Origin of the sequence: Aeromonas sp. 600886, assembly GCF_049174935.1 — a bacterium.
GTDB classification, from domain to species: domain Bacteria; phylum Pseudomonadota; class Gammaproteobacteria; order Enterobacterales; family Aeromonadaceae; genus Aeromonas; species Aeromonas veronii_A.
In genome coordinates this window covers 62,635-86,700 of sequence record NZ_JAAKUB010000001.1, presented here as the reverse complement: position 1 = coordinate 86,700, position 24,066 = coordinate 62,635, and the positions used below count along the sequence as shown (strand labels likewise).

Genomic DNA, 24,066 nt, shown 5'->3' with positions numbered 1-24,066 from the left:
GTGCTGGGGTTTTTGTTTTTAACCACCCGAGGACCCCGACCATGAATGCACCAGCAAAAACCGAGATCGCCGAGCAGGTGATTGAAGCCTTTACCCCTGTCGCGCCATGCATGTATAGCGACATCCCGAGCGATGTTTACCACGGCAGTGCAGGCGAATCGAAAAGCAGCCTAGATCTGGCGCTGATATCCGGCCAGCACTACCGCTACTACAAGATTGACGGCAACCAGCAGAAAGAAACTGTGCCGTTCCGTGAAGGCAAGATCCTGCACAAGATCGTGTTGGAGTTTGACGACTTCGAAAGCGAATACGCCATCGAGCCGGTATGGCCGGAAGATGCCTTTGTTGGTGCAGACCAGATGAAGGCGGCCATCGAAGAGTACAACGCCGGTCTCGAGAAGCGCCCAGAGCTGCAGGAGCTGGCTGATGCCATTGAGGCGTACAACGCCAAGTTGACTCCGCCCATCGAGCTGGGGGCCACTGTGGGCGATGCCGAGGCAGCATACTGCCAGCTCCCAGAGAGCTTCCAGACCATCGGTGAAGATGACAAGCGCACAGCTACAGCGCTCAAGGCATGCGTCAAAGCCTACAACGAAACGCTGACCAAGCCACTCAAGAGCAAGGGCAGCTATCAAGCCGTGCTCGAGAACTACGCCAAGATTGGCGCCAAAGAGCTGGAGCGAGCAGAGCGCATTGCCACGCTGCCGGACCCCCTTCCCCTCAGCGGCACCAAAGCGGAAATGGCAGAGCGGATCCGCACCTTCAATCCTGACGCGAAATTCCTCGACGAGCTGAAAGAGCAGTTCCGCGAGCAAGCTGGCGACAAGGTGATTGTGACCAATAACGAATACATCCACGCCCTGCGCTACCGCGAAGCTGTCCTGAATCATCCGGAGGCAGCCGTGCTGCTGGATGAGGGCGAGGCAGAGACCAGTATCTACTGGAACCACCCAGAAACGGGGGAGCTGCTGAAATGCCGGCCTGACTGGAAGCGCCCGGATCATGTGCTGGTTGACCTGAAATTTGTGCGCAACGCCAGCGACGCGGCATTTGCCCGCGATGGCTCGGCCCACAACTACCACATTCAGGACGCCCACTACACCGACGGTTATGAAGCGGTAACCGGACACCCGGCCAGCTTCGTGTTTATCGCGGTAGAGAAGGACGGCCCCCTTGGTCATGACGTCTACAAGCCCATCATGGTCGGCGTCTACTTCTACGGGCAGGAGGATCGGCGCCGCGGCCTTGAGCTGCGCGATATGGCAGTGCGCAACATCGTCACCTGGCGCAAGGCTAATTACTACCCGGGCCACGATGGCATGGGCGAAATCAATGTGCCGCAGTACCAGGCGGCAGCGGAGCGCCACCGCATCAACAACGAAGAGCCATTCACCCCCACCGTGATCAGTCATGAGCCGGTGGCCGAAGAACTCCCAGATAGCCTCTTCTAAGGAACATCGACATGGAAAATACAGTAGCAACCCAGAGCGCGGCACCGGTGTTGGCCAATGAGCGCGGTCAGGCAAACATGCTGAGCCTGATGATGAATATGGATTTCATGGCTAGCATCGACAAGATGGCAGCCATGATGGCCAGCGGCAAGGCCACCGTGCCGCAACATCTGCGCGGCAATCAGGCCGACTGCTTTGCCATCTGCTTGCAAGCAGTTCAGTGGGGCATGAACCCCTTCCCTGTGGCGCAAAAAACCCACCTTGTCAACGGAACGCTCGGTTATGAGGCTCAACTGGTCAACGCCGTAGTGGTCAACTCCGGCGTCATCAAGGGGCGCTTTGACTATGAGTTTTTCGGGCCGTGGGAGCGCGTCATCGGCAAGTTCAAAGAGGTCCAGAGCAAGGATCCAGATAAGAAAGGGGCCGTTTACCGGGTGCCAGACTGGAACTTTGCTGATGAGAAAGGTTGCGGGGTAAAGGTCATTGCGACATTGACTAGCGGCCAGGTGCGCGAGGTTGAGCTGCTGCTGCAGCAGGCTCGCACCCGCAACTCGACGCTGTGGGCCGACGATCCTAAGCAACAGCTGGCCTATCTTGGTGTCAAACGCTGGGCTCGCCTCTACACCCCTGACGTGATCCTCGGCGTTTACTCCGTCGATGAGCTGGAAGAGCGCGAAATCAACCCTGATTTTACGCCGACCGGCCCGGATGGCGGCAACAAGTCTGCCACCGAAAACCTTGCCGAGAGAGCCGCAGCCAAGCGGGCGCAGCAGCAGGCAGAGGCAAATAAGGGGGCTGTCATCGAGGGGCAGGCGGAAAGCGTCACTGAGCAGCTGCATAGCGAGTCCGAGCCTGTGGTGCCGGATGTTGACCCGGAGATTGCCGATCAGCTCGCAGATGCCCTGTTCAAGCTCGACATCGCCGAGTCTGCTACTGAGTTGCGCTCAGCGCTGTCTGTCATTACCGAAATGGGCGACAAGCTGAACCAAGAGCAGAAGGCCCAGGCGAACGAAATCTATCGCACCAACATTGCGCGCCTTGGCCTCGATAAGAAGCGAGCCGCCTAACCAACCAACAAGCCCCGCCACCAACGGGGCTTTCTCTTTCCCAACAGGACCCGAACCATGACCACCGAACTGAACCCCAGCGAGGTGCGGCACATCACCGGCTACCACGACGAGAACGGCAAGTGGCGCAACGGTCGGGTGAGCTTCATCAACAAGGAAACCGGCGAAGAGATGAAGGGCAACCCCAAGGGCTCAATGCTCCTCATCTTCGCCCCCAACTGGCGCGGCGAGTGCCGGATCCGCGATGTCAGCAAGCTCACCCTGCTGCTTGCCGGAGCAGAGCCCGTCAGCGCTGCAGCCTGATACCCCCAAACCATCCACCGCCAGCCACACAGAAACGGTGGATAAGTCGAGGAGCCCATGAAAGACACAGATAACCCCTACTGCGGCGCGGTAGTCATCGGGTTGGGCGTCGTCATGCCCCACCCCAAGCTGCGCGGCAAGTTTGTACTGCCAGGCGGGACCATCTGCAACCGGTCACAAGCCGAGGCAGCCGCCAAGAAAATCCACGACCTGCTGGCAAAAGCCCGCACCTAACCAACCAAAAGGACCCCAGACCATGAATCACTCCGTACTCAAATCTGCCAGTGTCTACAGCGCCAAGCTCCCCGCCATCAACGCCATGCGCGAACACCTGGCCGAGCTTGCCTTCACCCCGCTCACTGAAAACCAGCTCAGCTGCGCCGGGTTCGAGAACAATCAGGTGACCGGCGAGCTGGTTACCAACCTCCCCGGCGTCGGATTCGCATTCGTCGTGCGCCAAGACACCAAACTCATCCCGGCCAAGATCGTCAACCGCAAGCTCAAAGAGCGCGTTGACGAGCTGCTTGCCTCCGGCTTGTGCGAGAAGATCACTCGCAAACAGAAGCAGGCAATGAAGGAACAGCTGATTGTCGAGATGGCCGCCACTGCAGAGTATGAAACCACGCTCATCCACGCCATGTACGACCAGAAAAACGAGCTGCTGTACCTCAACACCACCACCAAGCGCCCGCTCAATGTGGTTATGCACCTGCTGGTGAAGTGCATGGGCTCGCTCAAAACCCAGACCATCCACATCGACAACATCAAGATGGGGATCAGCAACCGCCTGAAAGATTACCTGACAGATAGCGCAGAGCGCCCGGAAGCGCTCGGCCCCTTCTCCCCGCTCCAGTTCGTCAAGCTCAAGTCTGCCGACACCGCGCAAGAGATGGTGACCTTCAAGGGTATGGATCTCAACGGCGCTCGCGCTTCTGACGTGGTTTCCTTGCTGGAGGCTGGTTATCAGGTGGAGGAGTTGGAGCTGTGGCACGAGCCCATGAGCTTCAAACTGAATAGCGATTTCAGCCTGCGCGCCATCTCCATGCCGGATTACGACTCTGACGATGACGCAGATGACTACGCCCACCACTGGCGCCAGTGCAACGCGGCCAACCTCATCCTGCTGTCAAAGGCCATCACTGACCTCTGCACAATGATGGACTACCAGGCACCCGCAGAGGAGCAGGCAGCATGAGCAAATACCGCAAAGGGGCACTCTACATTCGCCGGATGAAGGATAGCGACCAGTCCGAGAGCATCATCACCGCCATGCGCATGGCCTACCACCAAATCAAGATCCGAAATGGGATAAGCAAAAAGGCTTATGTGCTGGTGCGACACGGTTATGACAGCGTTATGTCGGTTGGTAGCAGCAAGGCGAGCCTGATGAGCACGCTGATGTTCAGCAGAAAGCCTGGGCTCACCAAGAAGCAGAAGATGCGAAAGTGGGGTAAACAGTCATGACCGAACATATCAAGGGCCTTCTGGCCCTTTTTCGTAACGGCCAGTCGGTCGGCTCTACCGATGGCTACGGCGTCTGTGAGCTGTGGCCCCGTAGTGATGAAGGCTTTCCCAACTGCGAAGGCAAGGAAAATGGCCGCCGCATAGTAGCCTGCTGGAACTTGCTGGACGGCTACGCTACCGATGAGCTGGAGGGCGTGACGCTGGCCGAGTTCGTGGCCAGTCACCCCGAGCTGGCAGAAAAGGCCCTTATCGCCGCTTACACCAGCCTCTTCGCCGAACGCGGCGCCATCAACTATCTGGAAGTGAAAGGGGCTCGGTCTGAGCTTGGCCCCTTCACCATCACCCTGCAGCGTACCGAAGGGCTAACACCGGTTGAGAAACTGGAGGCTATGACCAAGCAGCGGGATGTGCTGCTTGATGCGATGTATGCGGTGCAGAGCGTGATGAACGACAGCCAAGGGGTAGCAGGCTGGCACCAGAACGGAGCCATTGCCACTTGGGACGAGCTGCTGCCGGAAATAGCCGCCGCCCTCGAACTTGTGGAAGGAGAGCAATCGTGCGATTCAGAGCCCCCATTATCCAGCCCGGCCTGACCCGGGAAGAGGCCGCCGACGCCCGGGAGCGATACCTACGCATCAACCCCGGCGCCAAAGTCACCATCGACAGCCAGCCAGATAACCCCCAGCTCAAGACCCTGATATCCCACCTCCCCGTACTGCCGTTCGGCAAGGTCTGCGAGCCCGGTTTTATGGGTTATAGGGGGTGGCGATGCTGACTGACCCCAACAAGCAGGCTGCCCTCGAGCGCGCCCTACACCAGATAGCCCAACTACAGGCCAGCCAACCAGCTGGCCTTTCTATTTCCACCGAGTCCCGCTCCGGCTTTCGCTGCAAGAGTATCGAGCGCGAGCACGGCCGCGATGTGTACCGCGCCCAGTGCCCATACGTCGGGATCTCGATCAGCATGAAGGATGTGAAATGAACATTGACTTGGAAAAGCTGCTGGAGCTGGCTGGCAAGGCTACTCCTGCAACATGGAGCACGGACGGGCACACCAGCGTTAACGGTGATCATGGTCTGCTGGCTGCTACCTGTTTTGCGCACGATGCGGCATTCATCTCCACCGTCAACCCCGCCACAGTCACTGAGCTGGTGAATATGGTCAAGGGCTCCACCATGGCCTGCATCTCCGACGTTCAGGCCGAGCCTGAGTTCCCCGGCGACGCGCCGCCAGAGCTAATGAGGTACATCCGCCAGTGCATCGAGGCGAAGGATGAGCAGCACCTGATCCAGATGATGCGCATGGCTGTGTCCATCACCAAGAAGGGTATTCAGGAGCGCATTGCCGCCCGCACCGGGATCGCCATTGACAGCATCTTTGGCCGCGTGGTGCGAGACCAGTGCAGCTGCGGCGAGCCAATCAGCGTTGAGCTGGACTGCCCGCGCCGAACCATCCGCACCGACAAGAAGCGCCCATTCTATCCAGATGAGGGGTTGGAGGATGGGCTGGATCCGCAGAACTACAGCGAGCACGGCTCCAGCGTATTCCGCTGCCGCAAGTGCGGTGAGCCGGTTGATGAGACTGTGCCGGCTGCAAAGTATGGATGGACAGCTTGACCAAACAAAAGGCGGCTGAGATTGCAATCCTGTCTATCTATGTGATGACAGTCATCACAAAGGGAATACGAACTATAAAGGAGGCGATGCAACCACAAATCTAAATCCCAAAAAATGAGGCCCAGATTGAGCCTCATCGATTTTCATTTACTTAGCAAACTTCAACTTTGGAGGCTCTACCTGAGCAATCTGGCCATCCTCGTATTCAACTATTGCGACAGTTAAATTGTGAGGCTGATTCCCATCATCATAGATAATAGTCTCGCTCCAACGGTGAAACTCAGCAGGTACAGACTCGCCATGTCCCCTTGAAACAAAACACTTTTTAGTCTTATCCATTGTAAAGCCCCTTACTGGCCAAGTGAAAAGATTCTCTTGGCGCCATAAGCTACCAGTAATAAAAACCTATGCAACGTTTCGGGCAGAAAAATGTGCGTTTTATCGGCCCTTCCTTCAATCCAATTAGCGCCCCATCCTCAAGGACAGGAGGGCCACGCCAATGCAACAGCTACAACTCATCGACCAGAGCAGCCAACTGCTGGACGATCTGGTTAATACCGTACTCTCCCCCACCCTTTCCCAATCGGCCAAGCTCGCCGAGATCGGCCGCATCCTGGCGCACTTCGACCTGCCTATCGAAGCGCCGCGGGTAACCGGCCAGCTCTGGAGTGCAACCGATCTGGGTAAGGAGCTGGGGGTGAGCGCCCAAGCCATCGGCAGGCTGGCCAACCAGCACAACCTGAAAACCACCGAACTGGGAGAGTATCGCCTTGACCAGGCGGCCAACTCCCGCAAGCAAGTTCAAACCTTTTACTACAACCAGCTCGGGCGTCACCGGCTCGAGTCTCTTTTAACCGCGAGGACCACATGCAAGGAAATTACATCTACCCGTGCGCAAGATGGGTAAGGCCAAAACTATTTGAGGCCCTGACCGGGATGACCGAGAAGGCAGCAGAGGGGCGCCGCCTCAAGGGAGAGTGGCCAGAAGGGATTATCTGGAAGTATGGCCCTGATGGTCAGGTTCGTTACAGCGTCGAGGAGTACGACAAATGGGTCGAGTCAGCGCAATAGATAACCAATCCTCTCTGGTTGCCGGGCTGACTGGTGTTGAAGTGCACGGCAACAAGCTGAGGATCTGCTTCAGCTATAAGGGGCGCCGTTGCAGAGAGGTGTTGGATATCCCCATCACCAAGGCAAACGTCAAGTTCGCGGTGAACAAGCTCGCGGCGATCAAGCACGAGATTGCCCTTGGCAGCTTTGACTATGCAAAGCACTTCCCCAACTCCAAGGCGCTGGCCCGCCTTGGCATGCGAGCAACTACCTGGATGACGCTTACTGAGGCTGCCGCCGCATTCGTTGAGAGCGCAGGGCCAACGGTAGGTATATCGACAAGGCGATCATATCGCAGCGCGTTCAAAAGGATGACTGAGTTTCTCGGCAGAGATATGCCAATAGCTGACTTGCTGCCTATGCATATTGAAAGGCTGCGCAACCACTTGTTCACAGACTGCAAGCCAAGAACCGTAAGAACCTATCTTGGCCATGTCGGAAACCTGTTGGGTTGGGCTGCGCGAAATGAGCTAATAGAGCGAGAGTTTGACGTGCGTGTGGCAGCTGCCAGACTGACCACCGAGAAGAGCGCGGATCCTTTCGAACACTGGGAGTTCCAAAGGCTGCTAGATGTAACAACCAACCAGCAGTTTAAGAATATATTGCTGGTTCTCGCCTACACAGGGATCCGCCCGGGTGAGCTGAGGGCTCTGAGCTGGGGTGACATCGATTTTGAAAATAAGCTCATGCATGTTCGCAGAAACCTCACTCAGCAAAAGATGCAGTTCAAGCTCCCGAAGACAAACCGGACAAGAACGGTTCACCTTTTGCCCCCGGCGCTGAACGCTCTACGGGATCAATTCAAGATAACTGGGGCACTTATGGACGCAGAGATTGACATGCACCTACCAGGTGGCATGATCGTGCGCCAAACATTGCGCCCCGTATTCCGACCAACCAAAGTTGTGCCGGACAGGCCGCCTTTTTACTCTGGTGTCTTCCTGGTGGCCCCATGGCAGGCAGCAATCAAGAAATCTGGGGTTCGTTATCGTAGGGCCTATCAACTGAGGCATACCTATGCCAGTTGGAACATCACCGCTCACGGAAACCTTGCGTTCATAGCTGAACAAATGGGTCACAACTCTGCAAAAATGTTGCAAGAGGTCTATGGAAAATGGATTGAGTCGGCCAGTCAAAGTGAGGTCGAGTCGATCTGGAGTTCGATGCAAAAAAATGGGCATTTGCCCCAATAGCGCCCCAGAGTTTTCAACCAGTGCAATAATGCGCTGATAATTAAGGAATTTTTTAACACACTATGCTTAGTAGCAACAACATCACCATGCAGTTCGGCGCCAAGCCGCTGTTTGAGAACATCAACGTCAAGTTTGGCGGCGGCAACCGCTATGGCCTTATCGGCGCCAACGGCTGTGGCAAGTCCACCTTTATGAAGATCCTCGGCGGTGATCTGGAGCCCACTGGCGGTAATGTGAGCCTGGACGTCAACGAGCGCATCGGTAAGCTGCGTCAGGATCAGTTCGCCTACGAAGATATGCGCGTACTGGACGTGGTCATGATGGGTCACACCGAGCTGTGGGCGGCCATCGCCGAGCGCGATGCCATCTACGCCAACCTCGAAGCCACCGACGAAGACTATATGAAGGCCGCCGAGCTGGAAGGTCTGGTCGCCGAATATGACGGCTACACCGCTGAAGCGCGTGCAGGCGAGCTGCTGCTGGGTGTCGGCATTCCCCTTGAGCAGCACAGCGGCCCGATGAGCGAAGTGGCGCCGGGCTGGAAACTGCGGGTGCTGCTGGCACAGGCGCTGTTCTCCAACCCCGATATCCTGTTGCTGGACGAACCGACCAACAACCTGGACATCAACACCATTCGCTGGCTGGAGCAGGTGCTCAACGAACGTGAAAGCACCATGATCATCATCTCTCACGACCGTCACTTCCTGAACTCCGTCTGTACCCACATGGCGGATCTGGACTACGGCGAGCTGCGCGTCTACCCGGGCAACTACGACGACTACATGCTGGCCGCCACCCAGGCGCGCGAGCGTCTACTGGCCGACAACGCCAAGAAGAAGGCCCAGATCGCCGATCTGCAATCCTTCGTCTCCCGTTTCAGCGCCAACGCCTCCAAGTCCCGTCAGGCGACCTCCCGTCTCAAGCAGATCGACAAGATCAAGATTGAGGACGTCAAGGTCTCCAGCCGCCAGAACCCCTTCATCCGCTTCGAGCAGGACAAAAAGCTCTATCGCAACATCCTGGAAGTGGAAGGTGTATCCAAGGGGTATGGCGACGGTCCCCTGTTCAAGGGCCTCAACATGATGATGGAAGTGGGCGAAAAGGTCGCCATTCTGGGTACCAACGGTATCGGTAAGTCTACCCTGATCAAGACCCTTGTCGGTGCACTGGCTCCGGATACCGGCAGCATCAAGTGGTCCGAGAACGCCCAGATCGGTTACTACGCTCAGGATCACGCCGAAGATTTCGACACCGATCTCAACGTGTTCGACTGGATGGCCCAGTGGAAACAGGAGAACGAAGACGAGCAGGCTGTACGCTCCGTACTGGGCCGTCTACTTTTCTCCCAGGACGACATCAAGAAGCCGGTCAAGGTGCTCTCCGGTGGTGAACAGGGCCGCATGCTGTTCGGCAAGCTGATGATGCAACGCCCCAACATCCTGATCATGGATGAGCCGACCAACCACCTGGACATGGAATCCATCGAATCCTTGAACATGGCACTGGAGCTCTACCAGGGGACCCTGATCTTCGTCTCCCACGATCGCGAGTTCGTCTCCTCCCTGGCGACCCGCATCCTGGAGCTGACTGAAGATGGCATCCGCGACTTCGGCGGCACCTACGAGGATTACCTGCGCACCCAGGGCGTGGTGTAACCCCTGCGCAGCACAAGCTAGCAATGAGAAATCGGCACTTATGTGCCGGTTTTTTTATATCTCATGTTTATGGCGACTGATATGGCTTACGGCTACGCAGCGATCACTGGGAGCTGGGCTTGATTATTCCCCTCGCCCACAGATAAAAAAACGGCTCCATCAAGGAGCCGTTTTCACTGAATTGAACTGACGATTACTCGACGGTCGCTTCCACGCTGGTGAAGTACTCGATCTTGGCCGCTTTACGCAACTCGTCGATCAGAGATTTGTAATCCACCTGGGCTTTGCCCTGACCCAGCTGAGCTTGCAGCATGGCGGCCATACCGGATGCGGCGGCAGGGACGTTGACCTTGTCCAGCGCAACCACAACGCGGTCACCATTGGTCTCGGCAACCAGAGCCACGCTCGGCTTGCCGTCGATCGGATGTGGCAGCGTGAACGCCTGGGCAATCAGGTTCTGATCAAGCTCGCGATCGAAGCGGGCAACCCCTTTGTGGGTCTCCACTTTCAGACCGAGTGCAGTCAGATCGGCGGTGATGCTCTCACCGACTTTCAGCTTGTCCAGCAGACCCTGGGCCTTGCCACGGGCCACTTCGCTAGCCTTGTCATGCTTGATGGCGGCAATCACCTGCTCTTTCACCTCGGCCAGCGGCTTGACCGCTTTGGGCTTGTGACCAGTGATGTGCAGCACCAGCGCCTTGCCGTCAGCCAGCTCGATCACGTCGGAGTTGGTGTTGTCATCGCGCAGCTGTTCGGAGAACGCAACAGAGAGCACCTTGGGATCGTTCAGCGGAGCCGGAGCAGTCGCCTGGGTGAAGAAATCGGAAGATTGAACCTTCATTCCCATGGCGTCAGCGGTCAGATCCAGCGAATCCGGGTTTTCGAAGCTGTTGTCAGCCATCTTCTGCTGCTCGGCGAAGAACTTCTCCTTGGCCTTGTCAGCTTGCAGACGAGTGATGGTCTCTTCTTTCACATCGGCAAACGGCTTGGTCTGGGCTGCTTCAACCCCCAGCAGCTTGATGATGTGGAAACCGAACGGGCTCTTCACCACGCCGGAGAGATCGCCAGCCTTGTTCAGGGCGAACGCGGCTTTCTCGAAGGCCGGATCCATCACCCCTTTCTCGAACCAGTCCAGCTCGCCGCCTTTTTTGGCAGAGAAGGTATCAGAAGAGTCAGCCTTGGCCAGCGCAGCGAAATCATCGCCCGCCTTGGCTTTGGCCAGCACGGCTTCTGCTTTCTGCTCGGCCGCTTTCTCATCCTTGCCAAACGGGATCAGGATGTGAGCCACGTGGCGACGCTCGGCACGCTGGAACAGATCCTGGTGCTGATCGTAGTAATCCTGGGCATCCTGCTCGGTGACCTTGATATCCTTGGCGAGGTTGGCAGCGTCCAGCAGCAGATAGTCAACCTTGACCTGCTCGTCGTTCATGAAACGGGCGCCATTGGTCTTGTAGTACTGCTCCAGCTCGTTGTCGGAGACCTGAACATCAGCCATGTAGTTGGCGGCAGCCAGACGCACCAGACGCAGATCGCGAGTCTGGTTGTAGAGCTTGTCGAGCTGCTCCGCTTCGCCCTTGAGGGAGAACTCGGTGCCGAGCAGAGCGCTCATCAACTGTTGACGCACCATGTCCTGACGCAGGGAGTCACGGAACATTTCAGGAGTCATGCCGGCACGACGGATCAGCTGCAGATAACGGTCATTGTTGAACTTGCCGTTCTCGGCAAATTCCGGCATGGCCACGATGGCTTGCTTGATCTGCTCATCGCTGACGCGCAGACCCAGTTCACGGGCCTTGCTGTCCAGCAGCGCCTGATCGATCAGCCGATCCAGCACACCGCGGCGGAACTGTTTCATGTAATCGGGGTTCGCGGCCAGCTGGCTGAATGCCTCTCCCATCTGGGATTCCATGCGGGCGCGCTCGTTACGGTAGGCATTTTCCAGTGCGGTTGCACTGATCTCGGTGCCATTGACGGTGGCGGGGGCGGTACGGGCCGGGCCGTTCAGGTAACTACCTACACCAGCCAAGGCAAAGGAGAGGATGATCAGGCCCAAGATAACCTTGGCTACCTTGCCCTGCGCCCCTTCGCGTAGTTTATCCAACATCATGTTTGTACTTATGCTCCCGAACTCGATGGGCGTAAACAATAAAAAGGCGCACCGATTGCGATGCGCCTTGGTCAATCAGTATGAGAGAAGACTCTCTAACTTGTCTGGTCTGCGACCAAGGACGGTAGCCGACGGATATCAGCGACCGACTTAGTTAACAGCGTCTTTCAGGGCCTTACCGGCTTTGAAGGCAGGAACTTTACCAGCAGCGATTTCGATGGTCGCGCCAGTCTGCGGGTTACGGCCTGAACGGGCAGCACGCTCGCGTACAGCGAAAGTACCGAAACCAACCAGAGCAACCTGGTCACCCTCTTTCAGCGCTTCACCAACAGCATCAATGAAGGCATCCAACGCACGGCCAGCGGCAGCTTTGGAGATATCGGCACCGTCTGCAATCTTGTCAATCAGTTGAGATTTATTCACTCTTATATTCCCCTTTTATCAAACACCGCTGCGGCGCTGATTTCCCTGGCCACAACAAGTGGAGGTTTTATAGCAAGCCTCCTGATCAGTTGCAAGTGACAATCTGGCGCAAACCCGCGCCACACAACGCATTGCGACTCATCACGAGTACCCGATCGGTGGTCAAGGCTACTTCCGTTATCGGGCGCATGCAAGCCTTAACCACCCGCCGAATGCGCCAAATTTGCGGCGCATCAACATTTACACGACAGAAACGCGCTCAAACCCCTGTGGATTGTCCTGCAACGCCAATTCCAGCACCTCGTCAATCCAGCGAACCGGATAAATTTCAAGGTCTTGTTTGACGTTTGCCGGGATCTCCTCAAGGTCACGCTCGTTCTCTTTCGGAATAAGCACTCGCTTGATGCCGCCACGATGGGCTGCCAGCAACTTCTCCTTGAGACCGCCGATGGGCAGCACTTCGCCGCGCAAGGTGATCTCCCCTGTCATCGCCACATCAGCACGAACCGGATTACCGGTCAAGCTGGAGACCAGGGCAGTACACATGGCGATACCGGCGCTCGGACCATCTTTGGGGGTGGCCCCTTCCGGTACGTGCACGTGGATATCGCGCTTCTCGTAGAAGTCGGCATTGATCCGCAACTTCTCGGCACGGGTACGCACCACCGTCATGGCCGCCTGAATGGACTCCTGCATCACTTCACCGAGAGAACCGGTATAAGTGAGCTTGCCTTTGCCCGGCATGTTGGTGGTCTCGATGGTAAGCAGATCGCCCCCCACTTCGGTCCACGCCAGACCACATACCTGACCAATCTGGTTCTGGTCGGTGGCTTTGCCGTAATCGAAACGCTGTACCCCGAGGAACTCCTTGAGGTTGGCCTGATTGACCTGAACATGCTTGATGCTCTTGTCCAGCAGGATGCGCTTGACCGCTTTGCGACAAATCTTGGAGATCTCGCGCTCCAGACCACGAACCCCCGCCTCGCGGGTGTAGTAACGGATCACCCCGACCAAGGCAGAATCCTCGATGGTGATCTCGGACTCTTTCAGACCGTTGCGCTGGATCTGCTTGGCAACCAGATGCTGCTTGGCAATGTTGAGCTTCTCATCTTCGGTGTAACCGGAGAGACGGATCACCTCCATCCGATCCAGCAACGGACCCGGGATGTTCATGGAGTTGGAAGTGGCCACGAACATGACGTCAGACAGGTCATAATCCACTTCCAGATAGTGATCGTTGAAGCTGTTGTTCTGTTCCGGATCAAGCACTTCCAGCAAGGCAGAGGCGGGATCGCCGCGCATGTCCGAGCTCATCTTGTCGATCTCGTCGAGCAGGAACAGCGGATTCTTCACACCGACTTTCGCCATCTTCTGGATGAGTTTGCCGGGCATGGAACCGATATAGGTACGGCGGTGACCACGGATCTCCGCTTCGTCACGCACCCCACCCAAGGCCATCCGCACATATTTGCGGCCTGTCGCCTTGGCGATGGATTGGCCCAACGAGGTCTTGCCCACACCGGGAGGCCCAACCAGACAGAGGATAGGGCCCTTGAGCTTGTTAACCCGTGCCTGTACCGCCAGATATTCGAGGATGCGATCCTTGACCTTCTCGAGGCCATAGTGATCGGCATCCAGCACCTCTTGCGCCTTGCCAAGATCTTTCTTGACCTTGGAGCGCGCCTTCCACGGCACCTGTACCATCCAGTCCACATAGCTGCGAACCACGGTAGCCTCGGCGGACATGGGAGACATCATCTTCAGCTTGGCAAGCTCGGCCTGGGCCTTTTCACGGGCATCTTCCGGCATGCCAGCCTCTTCAATCTTGCGATTGAGGGCTTCAAACTCATCCGGGCTATCTTCCAGCTCACCCAGCTCTTTCTGGATGGCCTTCATCTGCTCGTTGAGGTAATACTCGCGCTGACTCTTTTCCATCTGCTTCTTGACGCGAGTACGGATGCGCTTCTCGACCTGCAGCAGGTCAATTTCCGACTCCATCATCGCCATCAGGAATTCGATGCGCTCGGAGACCGAGACGATCTCCAGCACCTTCTGCTTGTCTTCCAGCTTGAGCGGCATGTGGGCCGCCATGGTGTCAGCCAGACGCGCAGCATCGTCGATCGCCGAGATCGAGGTCAGTACCTCGGGCGGGATCTTCTTGTTGAGCTTGATATAGCCTTCAAACTGGCCGATGGCGGAGCGAACCAGTACTTCCTGATCCTTCTCCTCAATGGCTTGGGAGGGGATGTACTGGGCCTCGCAGACAAAGAAATCTTTGTCGTCGATCATCCGCTCCAGGCGGGCACGCTGGCCCCCCTCTACCAGCACCTTGACGGTGCCGTCCGGCAGCTTGAGCATCTGCAGAATATTGGCCACTGTCCCGACGGTGAAGATCTCCTCCACCGTTGGCTCATCGGTTGACGCATCCTTCTGGGCCACCAGCAGAACTTTCTTGTCCTGCTCCATGGCCGCTTCCAGACAGCGAATGGATTTTTCCCGCCCCACAAAGAGTGGAATGACCATGTGGGGATAAACCACCACGTCACGAAGAGGCAGGACGGGAATCTCGATGCGTTCTGAACGCTCTAGGTTCATATATGTCCTCTCGGCTTGTTATACCGTTGGCAAAGCGCTTGGCTGAGTATATGGGGGCGCTGAGATGAGATTCAATCGCCGAAACCGTAAAAAGCATGAAAGGGGCAAAAAGCCCCTTCCATTCGATTAAAAATCAGACATTTACTCTGATGCAGCAACCTGGGTTTCGGGATTTTCGTAGATCATCAAGGGCGCGGAGTCCCCTTTGATCACGGTCTCGTCGATCACCACCTTGCTGACCCCTTCCAGAGAAGGCAGGTCATACATGGTATCCAGCAGCACGGCTTCCACGATGGAACGCAGACCACGAGCACCGGTTTTACGCTCCATCGCCTTGCGGGCAATGGCGTTGAGCGCATCGTCACGGAACTCCAGCTCAACCCCTTCCAGATCGAACAACGCAGCGTACTGTTTGGTCAGCGCGTTTTTCGGCTCTTTCAGGATCTGGATAAGGGCAGACTCGTCCAGCTCGGTCAGGGTCGCGACCACCGGCAGACGGCCGATGAACTCGGGGATCAGACCATACTTGATCAGATCTTCCGGCTCTACCTTGGCGAAGGTCTCGCTCAGGGTGGCCTTGGCATCCTTGGATTTCACCTCGGCGCCAAAACCGATACCGGTTCCCTTCACGGAACGCTGCTCGATCACCTTGTCCAGACCGGCAAAGGCACCGCCACAGATGAAGAGGATCTTGGAGGTATCAACCTGCAAGAACTCCTGCTGCGGGTGCTTGCGACCACCTTGCGGCGGTACGGAAGCGATGGTCCCTTCGATCAGCTTGAGCAGTGCCTGCTGTACCCCTTCCCCGGAGACATCGCGGGTGATGGAGGGGTTGTCCGACTTGCGGGAGATCTTGTCGATCTCGTCGATATAGACGATGCCACGCTGGGCCTTCTCTACGTCGTAGTCGCACTTTTGCAGCAGCTTCTGGATGATGTTCTCCACATCCTCGCCCACATAACCGGCTTCGGTCAGGGTGGTCGCATCGGCCATGGTGAACGGCACATCCAGCAGACGAGCCAGGGTCTCGGCCAGCAGGGTCTTGCCGCTACCGGTCGGGCCAATCAGCAGAATGTTGGATTTGCCGAGCTCCACACCACTGTTTTCGCCGCTGTTGCGCAGACGCTTGTAGTGGTTGTAGACGGCAACGGCCAACACCTTCTTGGCGTACTCCTGCCCGATCACATAGTCATCGAGATGAGCGCGGATCTGATGAGGGGTCGGCAGCTCGTTACCATCGCGCTTGGGCGAGATCTCGCGGATCTCTTCGCGGATGATGTCGTTGCACAGCTCGACGCACTCATCACATATGTAGACGGAAGGGCCAGCGATCAGCTTACGCACTTCATGCTGGCTTTTGCCGCAAAAAGAGCAGTAGAGCAGCTTATCACCCTCACCCTTGCGTTTCTCTGTCATTCAGCAACCTCGTTTTATCAATAGAGGATGGATCGGCCTGTTGAGTTTACAACAGACCGGGACACCCTGCTCAGCTACGCTGGCTCAGGACACCGTCAACCAGACCATAGGCCACGGCCTGCTCGGCGGACATGAAGTTGTCACGATCGGTGTCACGCTCGATGGTAGCCATGTCCTGACCGGTGTGGAACGCCAGGCGCTCGTTCAGGGTATTTTTAATCTTCAGGATCTCCTGGGCGTGGATCTGGATATCAGATGCCTGACCCTGGAAGCCACCCAGCGGCTGGTGGATCATCACGCGGGCGTTAGGCAGGCAGAAACGCTTGCCCTTGGCACCGCCAGCCAGCAGGAAGGCACCCATGGAGCAGGCCTGCCCCATGCAGACGGTGCTGACATCCGGCTTGATGAACTGCATGGTGTCATAGATGGACATGCCTGCAGTCACCGAACCACCCGGCGAGTTGATGTAGATATAGATATCCTTGTCCGGATTCTCGGACTCGAGGAACAGCAACTGGGCAACCACCAGATTGGCCATGTGATCTTCAACCTGACCAGTCAGGAAGATCACCCGCTCTTTCAGCAGACGGGAGTAAATATCGTAGGAACGTTCACCCTTGGCAGTCTGTTCGACCACTATGGGGACCAGCGCATTGCTGGGAGAATCGGTCATATCGTTATAGTTCTTGTACATAAGGCATTGTCCCTAAAATAAAATGGCCCGAGTGGAGATCACACGAGCCATTATACTTAACAGTCTTGACCTTAAGTCAAATGTTCTTAGGCAGAGGCGCCAGACTTGTTGATCACTTCGTCAAAGGCAACTTCTTTTTCGGTCACTTGCGCTTTGGACAGGATCAGGTCGATGGCTTGATCTTCTACTGCCAGGTTACGAACGCCGTTCAGCATCTGTTCGTTCTTCTGGTAGTACTCGATCACTTCCTTCGGATCTTCGTAGGCAGTCGCCATGGACTCGATGATGCTGTTTACACGGGCATCGTCAGCCTTGATCTCGTTGGTGCGGATCACGTCACCCAGCAGCAGGCCTACGCGTACACGACGCTCGGCTTGAGCCTGGAACAGTTCAGCCGGCAGCTCGGGAGCGTTACCGCCCTGGAAACCACCGAAACGCTGCAGAGCCTGCTGACGCAGTGCGTCGATCTCTTGAGCAACGGCAGCTTTCGGCAGGTCGATTTGGTTGGCTTCAACCAGACCGTTCAGAACCTGCTCTTTCACGCTGTTTTTCAGGGCTTGAGCCAGTTCGCGCTCCATGTTCTTGCGCACTTCGGCTTTCAGCTCTTCAACAGAACCGCTTTCGATACCGAAACGCTTCACGAACTCTTCGGTCAGCTCAGGCAGGATCTGCTCTTCAACCTTGATCAGCTTGGAAGCGAACTTGGCTTCTTTGCCTTTCAGGTTTTCAGCGTGGTAGTCAGCCGGGAAGGTCACTTCGATGGTGAACTCATCGCCCGCTTTCTTGCCCAGGATGGCGTCTTCGAAGCCCGGGATCATACGGCCAGCGCCCAGCACCAGGTTGAAGCCTTCAGCTTTGCCGCCGTCGAACTCTTCACCGTCGATGGAACCGACGAAGTCCATGGTCACACGCATGCCATTGGCAGCGGCAACATCGGCATCAGCCCAGGTAGCGTGCTGCTTGCGCAGGGTGTCGATCATGTTGGCCAGATCTTCGTCCTTCACGGTCGCAACCGGCTTCTCGACCTTGATGGTCTCGAGACCTGCAACTTCGAACTCCGGATACACTTCGAAAGTGGCGGTGAATTCGAAATCCTGACCTTCTTTGATCTCTTTCGGATCCATGGTCGGGGCACCGGCCGGGCTCAGTTTGTTTTCGATGATGGCTTTGATGAAGTTGCTCTGCATCATTTCATCAGCAACGCGGGCGTGAGCCATGGCGCCGAACATCTTCTTGATGATGGCAACCGGAGCCTTGCCAGGACGGAAACCGTCGATGCGACGAGTTTTGGCCAGGCCATTCAATTCTTTACGCACAGCGGCGTCTACGGTAGCGGCCGGTACAGTGATGGTAAGACGGCGTTCCAGACCCTGGGTTGTCTCTACAGAAACTTGCATTCTTCTACCTCGTTCAACTCAGCACTGTGTGCTGACCCTTTATTGCCCCTGGGCAAAGCCCGGAGTCTTCCTGTTTATAAAGACAACGATATGTCTTTGTGATGAGAAAATATGACGCGGCATTATAGCGGCGCACTTTGGTCGAGTCGAGCCACACATCCCCCACATTGAGCGGCGTGCAAGCACAATTCGTGCAAAACTGCCCTTTATATGGGGAGAGAGGCCCTCTAGTTCAACCATCCAGTGAGGATAATTTTGCGTTTGCTCACCTTTTTTCATCCGAACGCCGCTTTATTACCCATTTTTCGCCGATAAACAGGTCACCGTTGCGGACGACGACTCAATTTGACCAGCCAAATGGCGATTGGGCCAATCAACCATTGCGTCCCTACCCCTCCCTCGTTATGGTGGCAACCAAATTGATGATCTGGAGTCACTCACATGGCCTTTTTCCGCTTCTTGTTCAATCTGCTCTGGTTTGTACTGGGAGGTGTCTTTATGGGCCTGGCCTGGTGGCTGGCCGGTCTTGTCTGCTTTATCTCGCTGGTCGGCATCCCCTGGGGACGTGCCTGCTTCGTGATCGGCACCTTTACCTTCTTCCCGTTTGGCAAGCAGGCGGTCAATCGCAAGACCATGACCGGCCAGAGCGATATCGGCACCGGCACGCTGGGACTGATTGGCAATATCCTCTGGTTCGTGCTGATCGGTGTCTGGCTGGCCATCGGCCACATCGCTTCCGCGCTGGCCTGCTTCGTGACCATTATCGGTATCCCGTTCGGTATCCAGCACCTCAAGCTGGCGCTGATCAGCCTGGCGCCCATTGGCCAGATGATTGTGACCAATCAGGAGGCGGAATCGGGCCGCTATATCCGCTAACTGCGGGAAATGCGCGGGCAGACGCTGCCCAGCAACGAAAAAAAGGGCAGACTAGGGTCTGCCCTTTTCTATTCTCTTTTGTTGAGGCCATCATGTTACCCAGTCACTTTTTCGCCAATCTCGCCCGCATGAAACTCATCTATCGCTGGCCCCTGATGCGCAACATCCAGCCGGAAAACATTGCCGAGCACAGCCTGCAGGTGGCCATGGTGGCCCATGCCCTCGGCATCATCAAAAACCGGCTGTTTGGCGGCAGCGTGAATGCCGACCGCGCCGCCGTGATGGCCCTCTATCACGACAGCAGTGAGGTGCTGACCGGCGATCTGCCCACCCCGGTCAAATACTTCAATCCCGAGATCGCCCGCGAGTACAAGAAGATAGAACTGGCCGCCGAACAGCGGCTGCTTGGCATGCTGCCGCCGGAACTGGTAGAGGATTTTCGCCCGCTGCTCGATTCGGCAGCCCAAGATGGCGAGCTGGCCAGGCTGGTCAAGGATGCCGATACCCTCTGCGCCTATACCAAGTGTCTGGAGGAGATCAACGCGGGAAACCGGGAGTTCGAACCGGCTCGCAAACGCCTTGAGGCCATGCTGGCAGCGCGGATGAGCGATGAGATGCGCTACTTTATCGACACCTTTGTGGCCAGCTTCTCCCTGCCGCTCGATGAGCTCAACGCTCACTAAGCCAGTCTACATGACCTGAAAACAGAAGGGCCCGCCGGTTTGCACCGGCGGGCCCTTCGTTATTTATGGCGCATTAGATGCGGCGCATCAGTGACCCAGCTCGCGGGAAGGTACCAGACCGCTCGCCCGCCAGGCGGGATAGAGGGTCGCCACCAGACTCATCAGGATGGCGGCGCCCGTCACGATAAGCAGATCCTGCATATGCAACTCGGTCGGCAAGAAGTCGATAAAGTAGATATCCGGATTGAGGAAGCGGTGGCCGATGAGCTTTTCGACAACGCTCAAGATCTGGGTCAGCTTGCTCGAAAGCAGCCCGCCCAGCAGGGCACCGAGCAGGGCACCGGCCACGCCGTTGACCATCCCCTGAATAACGAAGGTAAGCCGGATCTGACCGGGGCTCGCCCCCATGGTCTTCAGGATGGCGATCTCGCTGCGCTTCTCGTTCACCGCCATCACCAAGGTGGAGACGATGTTGAAGCAGGCGACGGCCACCACCATCAGCATCACCACATACATGACGGTACGCACCATCTGGATGTCCTGATAGAGATAACCCTGGCTGTTCATCCAGCTGCGGATATAGACGTGATGGGGGAACTGCTGCGCGGCGGCGATCGTAATATTTTGTGCATTAAGCACATCGTTCACCCGCAGGCTGAAGCCCTCTACATCGCTGCCCATGCCGGTGATCGCTTGCGCATCGGCCAGATGCATAAAGCCGAGTAGGCCGTCGAGCTGACCGCCGATCTCCAGCAGCCCCACCACGGTCAGGGCTTCGCGCCGAGGATTCTTGATCCCCGCCTGATCGCCCCCTTGCGGCAGCAGCAGGGCGACCGAGTCCCCCACCTTGACCCCCAGCTTGTCGGCAATAGTCTTGCCCAAGATCACCCCACGTTCACCCGGTTGCAGCTCACGCAGACCACGGCCCGTCATGTATTTGCCTGCATCCGACAGATTGGCTTCCAGATCGGGTAACACAGCGCGCAGTTGTACCCCCTTGAGGGCAGAGCCATGCTCCAGCAGGCCATTGAGGCGAATGACCGGGGCAGCCGCCTCAACGCCCGGCTGGGCCAGCAGGTAGTCACGCAGACGCGGCCAATCCGGCAACGGCCGCTCGACGGCGTCCAGCTCACCTTGCGGCACCACGGAGAGCACCCTGTCTTTGAGCTCCCGCTCGAAACCGTTCATGGCGGAGAGGCCTAGGATCAACGCCATCACCCCGAGGGCGATACCGATCAGGGAAGAGGCAGAGATAAAGGCGATAAACCCGTTGCGACGGCGGGAGCGGCTATAACGCAGGCCCAGAAAGAGGGGCAGCGGTTTGAACATCAGGCAACCTCCGCCATCACGCCGCTCACCAGGGTCACCCGGCGATGGAGCTTGGCCGCGAGGCTCAAGTCGTGAGTCACCACCACAAACGCAGTGCCCAGTTCACGATTCAGTTCACACAGCAGTTCGTACACCGCGGTGGCACTGGCGTGATCCAGATTGCCGGTAGGCTCATCCGCCAGCACCAAGCTCGGTTCGTTGACCAGCGCCCGGGCGATCGCCACCCGCTGACGTTCGCCACCAGAAAGCTCGGAGGGACGGTGGTTCAAGCGATGGGAGAGCCCTACCCTACCCAACATTTTGGTCGCCTTTTCGGTGGCAACCGCCACCGACTCACCGGCGATCAGCAGCGGCATGGCCGCATTTTCCAGCGCACTGAACTCGGAGAGCAGGTGGTGGAACTGGTAGACAAAGCCCAGCTCGCGGTTGCGAAAACGGGCTTGGGTACGGCTGTCCCAATGGTGGATATCCTCCCCTTTGAACAGCACGGCGCCGCTGGAGGGGTTGTCCAGCGCCCCCATCAGATGCAGCAGAGTGGTCTTGCCGGAGCCCGAGCTCCCCACTACCGCCAGCATTTCACCGGGCGCAACGCAGAGATCGATCCCCTTGAGCACCTGAGTCTCCAGCTCCCCCTCTTTATAGACATGATTGAGCGCCTGGCAGCGCAGCAGAGGTTCACGGGATACGGCTTCATTCATAACAGGGGCTCCACTTGCCTCGGTAACAACGCTGGCACCCGCAACTACGGGGGCACCAGTCACAACAGAAGATGCATTATTCACGGCATTACTCATAACGCAGCGCCTCGGCCGGTTTCACCCGTGCGGCGCGTGCCGCCGGGTAAAGGGTGGCACTGAAGCTCAGCAGCACGGCGCCCAGCAAGATGGTGATGACCTGAGCCGGCTCGACAATCACCGGCAAGCCACTGCCGCCCGCCGCCATATAGAGGTTGAGCCCCACCGCATTGAGCAGGGGGTTGAGACCCAAGGAGAGCGCCAGGCCCGCCAGTCCGCCAAACAGGGCGCCAATCACCCCGCTGGAGGCGCCGAGCACCATGAAGATTTTGACGATCCCCGATTCACTCATGCCCATGGTGCGCAGGATGGCCACTTCGCCCTCCTTGTCCGTCACCACCATCACCAGCGCGGAGAGGATGTTGAAGGTAGCGACGGCGATGATCAGCACCAGCATCAGCCCCATCATCCGTTTTTCCATGGCGACCGCCTGGAACAGCTCGCCCCGCTCGCGGCGCCAATCCTGCCACAGCAGCCCATCCGGCAACGGTGTCTTGATCACCTCGTCAGCGGCAAAGGGATCATCGAGCCAGAGGCGAATGCCACCGACGGTTTCTGGCGGCAGGCGCAGCAGCCGCTGGGCATCCCCCAGCGCGATCAGCGCAATCTGGTTATCCACATCGGCGCCGACCCCGAAGATGCCGGAGACGGTAAAGAGGCGCTGGGCCGGTACCCGACCAAACGGAGTGAAGCGGGTCCCCTCGGTCAGGATCAGGCGAACCTGATCGCCGATGGAGACATTGAGACGGCGTGCCACCCCCTGCCCCAGCACGATGCGGTAGTGGCCAGCCTGCAGGGTATCGAGGCGCCCCCCCAGCATCTGGGAGTGCAGGATGTCATCCTTGGGCCACTTTGCAGGGTCGATCCCCTGCACGCTCACCCCGGTCAGCTGGCCGGGGCTTTGCAGCATCCCTTCGCTGTCGAGCATGGGAGCCGAGGCGACCACATGGGGTAATTTGGCCAGATCCGGCAAGCCTTGCGGGTCGGCATCAATGCGGCCAGCCTGATTGGTCACCACCACATGGGGGATCACCCCGAGGATGCGCCCTTTGAGCTGCCCTTCGAAACCGTTCATCACCGAAATGACCACCATCAGGGCGGCGACCCCGATGGCGATGCCAAAGGTAGAGAACAGGGAGATAAATGAGACGAAGCGATTGCTGCGCTTCGAGCCTGCATAACGCAGGCCGATGGCCAGCGAAAGGGGCTGAAAAAGTCCGGTCTTCAAGGATATGTACGTTGCCAACAAAATAAGATACCGGATAATAAAGGGAAACCGTCCATGACAACAAGGGATAGCCTCCATGCAGGAACAGTTCTTCAGCGTCACTCATGCCACGCCGGTCAATGTGATCCCCATGCCGGCCGACTTCCATCTCCCCTCGCTGGAGGAGCTGGACGCTGAGCTGCCGGAGCCCTTTCGGATCTCTTCGGCCATTACCTCCATCGATCTGGTGACCACTCGCCTGCTGCGCAACCAGAACGAGTCGATGCACGATCTGATCGAGATCGTCAATCAGCAGTCCCGCAAGATCGACATGATCATGGGCTATGTGCTCTCCCTGCAGGACCATCCGGAGCAGCGCTTTCACACCCTGCGCTTCGGGGCTGGTCAACTCACCTACCTGCACCCCTATCATGGTCACGGGGATGCGCCGCACCTGCACCAGATCGTCCGCCTCAAGATCTTCCTGCGGGAAGAGGCGGCCGCCATCTACTGCTATGGCCAGGTCAAACAGCTTGACGGCGGTGAACATGGCACCCATGTGCAGCTCGACTATGTGCGGATCCGCGAAGATGACCGTGAACTGCTGGTTCGTGCCAGCCTCCACGTGCAATCGAAGCAGCTCAAGCTGCGCGCCCAAGAGCGTCAGCGCTAACCAGAGCGAACGT

At 57.5% G+C, this 24,066-nt stretch carries 26 protein-coding genes; 17 read left to right on the top strand and 9 right to left on the bottom strand.

Annotation, left to right across the window (positions count from 1 at the left end):
- Positions 1-41 precede the first annotated feature (41 nt).
- From G5179_RS00365 to G5179_RS00300, 14 genes are all read left to right on the top strand, one after another.
- A complete protein-coding gene (locus G5179_RS00365) occupies positions 42-1,451 on the top strand; it encodes a PD-(D/E)XK nuclease-like domain-containing protein (protein WP_421257617.1) in 1,410 nt (469 codons plus the stop codon).
- A gap of 11 nt (positions 1,452-1,462) precedes the next feature.
- Positions 1,463-2,518: a RecT family recombinase gene (locus G5179_RS00360; protein ID WP_421257616.1), complete on the top strand. Its 1,056-nt coding sequence runs from the start codon at positions 1,463-1,465 to the stop codon at positions 2,516-2,518.
- 57 nt (positions 2,519-2,575) lie between these two features.
- Positions 2,576-2,821: a DNA N-6-adenine-methyltransferase gene (locus G5179_RS00355; protein WP_421257615.1), complete on the top strand. Its 246-nt coding sequence runs from the start codon at positions 2,576-2,578 to the stop codon at positions 2,819-2,821.
- 57 nt (positions 2,822-2,878) lie between these two features.
- Positions 2,879-3,055 carry a hypothetical protein gene (locus tag G5179_RS00350; protein ID WP_180342925.1) on the top strand — a complete coding sequence of 59 codons (177 nt, stop codon included), beginning with the start codon at positions 2,879-2,881 and terminating at the stop codon, positions 3,053-3,055.
- Between the two features lie 22 nt (positions 3,056-3,077).
- A complete protein-coding gene (rdgC, locus tag G5179_RS00345) occupies positions 3,078-4,016 on the top strand; it encodes a recombination-associated protein RdgC (protein WP_421257614.1) in 939 nt (312 codons plus the stop codon).
- Positions 4,013-4,285, top strand: coding sequence for a hypothetical protein (locus G5179_RS00340; protein WP_335830377.1), 273 nt, complete (start codon positions 4,013-4,015; stop codon positions 4,283-4,285). The genes rdgC and G5179_RS00340 overlap by 4 nt, the downstream gene beginning before the upstream one ends.
- Positions 4,282-4,878 (top strand): hypothetical protein, encoded by a 597-nt coding sequence (locus tag G5179_RS00335; protein ID WP_421257613.1) that lies wholly within the window; start codon positions 4,282-4,284, stop codon positions 4,876-4,878. Before G5179_RS00340 ends, G5179_RS00335 begins: the two co-directional genes overlap by 4 nt.
- A complete protein-coding gene (locus G5179_RS00330) occupies positions 4,842-5,060 on the top strand; it encodes a hypothetical protein (protein WP_421257612.1) in 219 nt (72 codons plus the stop codon). Before G5179_RS00335 ends, G5179_RS00330 begins: the two co-directional genes overlap by 37 nt.
- The gene (locus tag G5179_RS00325; RefSeq protein WP_139731016.1) at positions 5,054-5,266 is read left to right on the top strand and encodes a hypothetical protein; all 213 of its coding nucleotides are present in this window, start codon (positions 5,054-5,056) and stop codon (positions 5,264-5,266) included. The genes G5179_RS00330 and G5179_RS00325 overlap by 7 nt, the downstream gene beginning before the upstream one ends.
- A complete protein-coding gene (locus tag G5179_RS00320) occupies positions 5,263-5,901 on the top strand; it encodes a hypothetical protein (RefSeq protein ID WP_421257611.1) in 639 nt (212 codons plus the stop codon). The genes G5179_RS00325 and G5179_RS00320 overlap by 4 nt, the downstream gene beginning before the upstream one ends.
- A gap of 499 nt (positions 5,902-6,400) precedes the next feature.
- A complete protein-coding gene (locus tag G5179_RS00315; protein WP_201998272.1) occupies positions 6,401-6,808 on the top strand; it encodes a hypothetical protein in 408 nt (135 codons plus the stop codon).
- 29 nt (positions 6,809-6,837) lie between these two features.
- Positions 6,838-6,972, top strand: coding sequence for a hypothetical protein (locus G5179_RS00310; RefSeq protein ID WP_265176782.1), 135 nt, complete (start codon positions 6,838-6,840; stop codon positions 6,970-6,972).
- Complete coding sequence (locus tag G5179_RS00305) at positions 6,951-8,204, top strand: Arm DNA-binding domain-containing protein (RefSeq protein WP_421257610.1); 1,254 nt, start codon at positions 6,951-6,953, stop codon at positions 8,202-8,204. The genes G5179_RS00310 and G5179_RS00305 overlap by 22 nt, the downstream gene beginning before the upstream one ends.
- Before the next feature lie 62 nt (positions 8,205-8,266).
- Positions 8,267-9,859, top strand: coding sequence for an ABC-F family ATPase (locus G5179_RS00300; RefSeq protein ID WP_421208366.1), 1,593 nt, complete (start codon positions 8,267-8,269; stop codon positions 9,857-9,859).
- A 193-nt stretch (positions 9,860-10,052) separates the two neighbouring features.
- Here the strand turns inward: G5179_RS00300 and ppiD are convergent, their stop codons facing one another.
- The 6 genes from ppiD to tig all read right to left on the bottom strand — a co-directional run bounded on the left by ppiD (position 10,053) and on the right by tig (position 18,491).
- On the bottom strand, positions 10,053-11,966 hold the full coding sequence (gene ppiD, locus G5179_RS00295; protein ID WP_202005989.1) for a peptidylprolyl isomerase: 1,914 nt from the start codon (positions 11,964-11,966) through the stop codon (positions 10,053-10,055).
- A gap of 150 nt (positions 11,967-12,116) precedes the next feature.
- Positions 12,117-12,389: a nucleoid-associated protein HU-beta gene (gene hupB / locus G5179_RS00290; protein ID WP_005315375.1), complete on the bottom strand. Its 273-nt coding sequence runs from the start codon at positions 12,387-12,389 to the stop codon at positions 12,117-12,119.
- A gap of 240 nt (positions 12,390-12,629) precedes the next feature.
- On the bottom strand, positions 12,630-14,984 hold the full coding sequence (lon, locus tag G5179_RS00285; protein WP_319920699.1) for an endopeptidase La: 2,355 nt from the start codon (positions 14,982-14,984) through the stop codon (positions 12,630-12,632).
- Between the two features lie 141 nt (positions 14,985-15,125).
- On the bottom strand, positions 15,126-16,400 hold the full coding sequence (gene clpX / locus G5179_RS00280) for an ATP-dependent protease ATP-binding subunit ClpX (protein ID WP_346214338.1): 1,275 nt from the start codon (positions 16,398-16,400) through the stop codon (positions 15,126-15,128).
- A 70-nt stretch (positions 16,401-16,470) separates the two neighbouring features.
- Entirely contained in the window at positions 16,471-17,094 is a 624-nt protein-coding gene (clpP, locus tag G5179_RS00275; protein ID WP_005336979.1) for an ATP-dependent Clp endopeptidase proteolytic subunit ClpP, read from the bottom strand.
- Positions 17,095-17,180: 86 nt separating this feature from the next.
- Positions 17,181-18,491 carry a trigger factor gene (gene tig / locus G5179_RS00270; RefSeq protein WP_103251201.1) on the bottom strand — a complete coding sequence of 437 codons (1,311 nt, stop codon included), beginning with the start codon at positions 18,489-18,491 and terminating at the stop codon, positions 17,181-17,183.
- A gap of 441 nt (positions 18,492-18,932) precedes the next feature.
- On the opposite strand from tig, the gene G5179_RS00265 reads away from it, so the two are divergent.
- Both G5179_RS00265 and yfbR read left to right on the top strand, forming a co-directional pair.
- Positions 18,933-19,367: a YccF domain-containing protein gene (locus tag G5179_RS00265; RefSeq protein WP_005336982.1), complete on the top strand. Its 435-nt coding sequence runs from the start codon at positions 18,933-18,935 to the stop codon at positions 19,365-19,367.
- Positions 19,368-19,459: 92 nt separating this feature from the next.
- A complete protein-coding gene (yfbR, locus tag G5179_RS00260; RefSeq protein ID WP_019445066.1) occupies positions 19,460-20,050 on the top strand; it encodes a 5'-deoxynucleotidase in 591 nt (196 codons plus the stop codon).
- A gap of 87 nt (positions 20,051-20,137) precedes the next feature.
- Here yfbR and lolE read toward each other — a convergent pair whose 3' ends face one another.
- The 3 genes from lolE to G5179_RS00245 form a co-directional block, all read right to left on the bottom strand.
- Positions 20,138-21,379: a lipoprotein-releasing ABC transporter permease subunit LolE gene (gene lolE, locus G5179_RS00255; RefSeq protein WP_216953785.1), complete on the bottom strand. Its 1,242-nt coding sequence runs from the start codon at positions 21,377-21,379 to the stop codon at positions 20,138-20,140.
- The gene (gene lolD / locus G5179_RS00250; RefSeq protein ID WP_005336988.1) at positions 21,379-22,077 is read right to left on the bottom strand and encodes a lipoprotein-releasing ABC transporter ATP-binding protein LolD; all 699 of its coding nucleotides are present in this window, start codon (positions 22,075-22,077) and stop codon (positions 21,379-21,381) included. The genes lolE and lolD overlap by 1 nt, the downstream gene beginning before the upstream one ends.
- An 88-nt stretch (positions 22,078-22,165) precedes the next feature.
- Positions 22,166-23,401, bottom strand: coding sequence for a lipoprotein-releasing ABC transporter permease subunit (locus tag G5179_RS00245; RefSeq protein WP_005345085.1), 1,236 nt, complete (start codon positions 23,399-23,401; stop codon positions 22,166-22,168).
- Between the two features lie 76 nt (positions 23,402-23,477).
- On the opposite strand from G5179_RS00245, the gene G5179_RS00240 reads away from it, so the two are divergent.
- Positions 23,478-24,053 carry a hypothetical protein gene (locus G5179_RS00240; RefSeq protein WP_064336238.1) on the top strand — a complete coding sequence of 192 codons (576 nt, stop codon included), beginning with the start codon at positions 23,478-23,480 and terminating at the stop codon, positions 24,051-24,053.
- The last annotated feature ends 13 nt before the right edge of the window (positions 24,054-24,066 follow it).

Coding starts and splice junctions, on each gene's coding strand:
- G5179_RS00365 (WP_421257617.1), top strand. CDS start 42: ATGAATGCACCAGCAAAAACCGAGATCGCCGAGCAGGTGATTGAAGCC.
- G5179_RS00360 (WP_421257616.1), top strand. CDS start 1,463: ATGGAAAATACAGTAGCAACCCAGAGCGCGGCACCGGTGTTGGCCAAT.
- G5179_RS00355 (WP_421257615.1), top strand. CDS start 2,576: ATGACCACCGAACTGAACCCCAGCGAGGTGCGGCACATCACCGGCTAC.
- G5179_RS00350 (WP_180342925.1), top strand. CDS start 2,879: ATGAAAGACACAGATAACCCCTACTGCGGCGCGGTAGTCATCGGGTTG.
- rdgC (WP_421257614.1), top strand. CDS start 3,078: ATGAATCACTCCGTACTCAAATCTGCCAGTGTCTACAGCGCCAAGCTC.
- G5179_RS00340 (WP_335830377.1), top strand. CDS start 4,013: ATGAGCAAATACCGCAAAGGGGCACTCTACATTCGCCGGATGAAGGAT.
- G5179_RS00335 (WP_421257613.1), top strand. CDS start 4,282: ATGACCGAACATATCAAGGGCCTTCTGGCCCTTTTTCGTAACGGCCAG.
- G5179_RS00325 (WP_139731016.1), top strand. CDS start 5,054: ATGCTGACTGACCCCAACAAGCAGGCTGCCCTCGAGCGCGCCCTACAC.
- G5179_RS00320 (WP_421257611.1), top strand. CDS start 5,263: ATGAACATTGACTTGGAAAAGCTGCTGGAGCTGGCTGGCAAGGCTACT.
- G5179_RS00315 (WP_201998272.1), top strand. CDS start 6,401: ATGCAACAGCTACAACTCATCGACCAGAGCAGCCAACTGCTGGACGAT.
- G5179_RS00310 (WP_265176782.1), top strand. CDS start 6,838: ATGACCGAGAAGGCAGCAGAGGGGCGCCGCCTCAAGGGAGAGTGGCCA.
- G5179_RS00305 (WP_421257610.1), top strand. CDS start 6,951: ATGGGTCGAGTCAGCGCAATAGATAACCAATCCTCTCTGGTTGCCGGG.
- G5179_RS00300 (WP_421208366.1), top strand. CDS start 8,267: ATGCTTAGTAGCAACAACATCACCATGCAGTTCGGCGCCAAGCCGCTG.
- ppiD (WP_202005989.1), bottom strand. CDS start 11,966: ATGATGTTGGATAAACTACGCGAAGGGGCGCAGGGCAAGGTAGCCAAG.
- lon (WP_319920699.1), bottom strand. CDS start 14,984: ATGAACCTAGAGCGTTCAGAACGCATCGAGATTCCCGTCCTGCCTCTT.
- clpX (WP_346214338.1), bottom strand. CDS start 16,400: ATGACAGAGAAACGCAAGGGTGAGGGTGATAAGCTGCTCTACTGCTCT.
- clpP (WP_005336979.1), bottom strand. CDS start 17,094: ATGTACAAGAACTATAACGATATGACCGATTCTCCCAGCAATGCGCTG.
- tig (WP_103251201.1), bottom strand. CDS start 18,491: ATGCAAGTTTCTGTAGAGACAACCCAGGGTCTGGAACGCCGTCTTACC.
- G5179_RS00265 (WP_005336982.1), top strand. CDS start 18,933: ATGGCCTTTTTCCGCTTCTTGTTCAATCTGCTCTGGTTTGTACTGGGA.
- yfbR (WP_019445066.1), top strand. CDS start 19,460: ATGTTACCCAGTCACTTTTTCGCCAATCTCGCCCGCATGAAACTCATC.
- lolE (WP_216953785.1), bottom strand. CDS start 21,379: ATGTTCAAACCGCTGCCCCTCTTTCTGGGCCTGCGTTATAGCCGCTCC.
- lolD (WP_005336988.1), bottom strand. CDS start 22,077: ATGAATGAAGCCGTATCCCGTGAACCTCTGCTGCGCTGCCAGGCGCTC.
- G5179_RS00240 (WP_064336238.1), top strand. CDS start 23,478: ATGCAGGAACAGTTCTTCAGCGTCACTCATGCCACGCCGGTCAATGTG.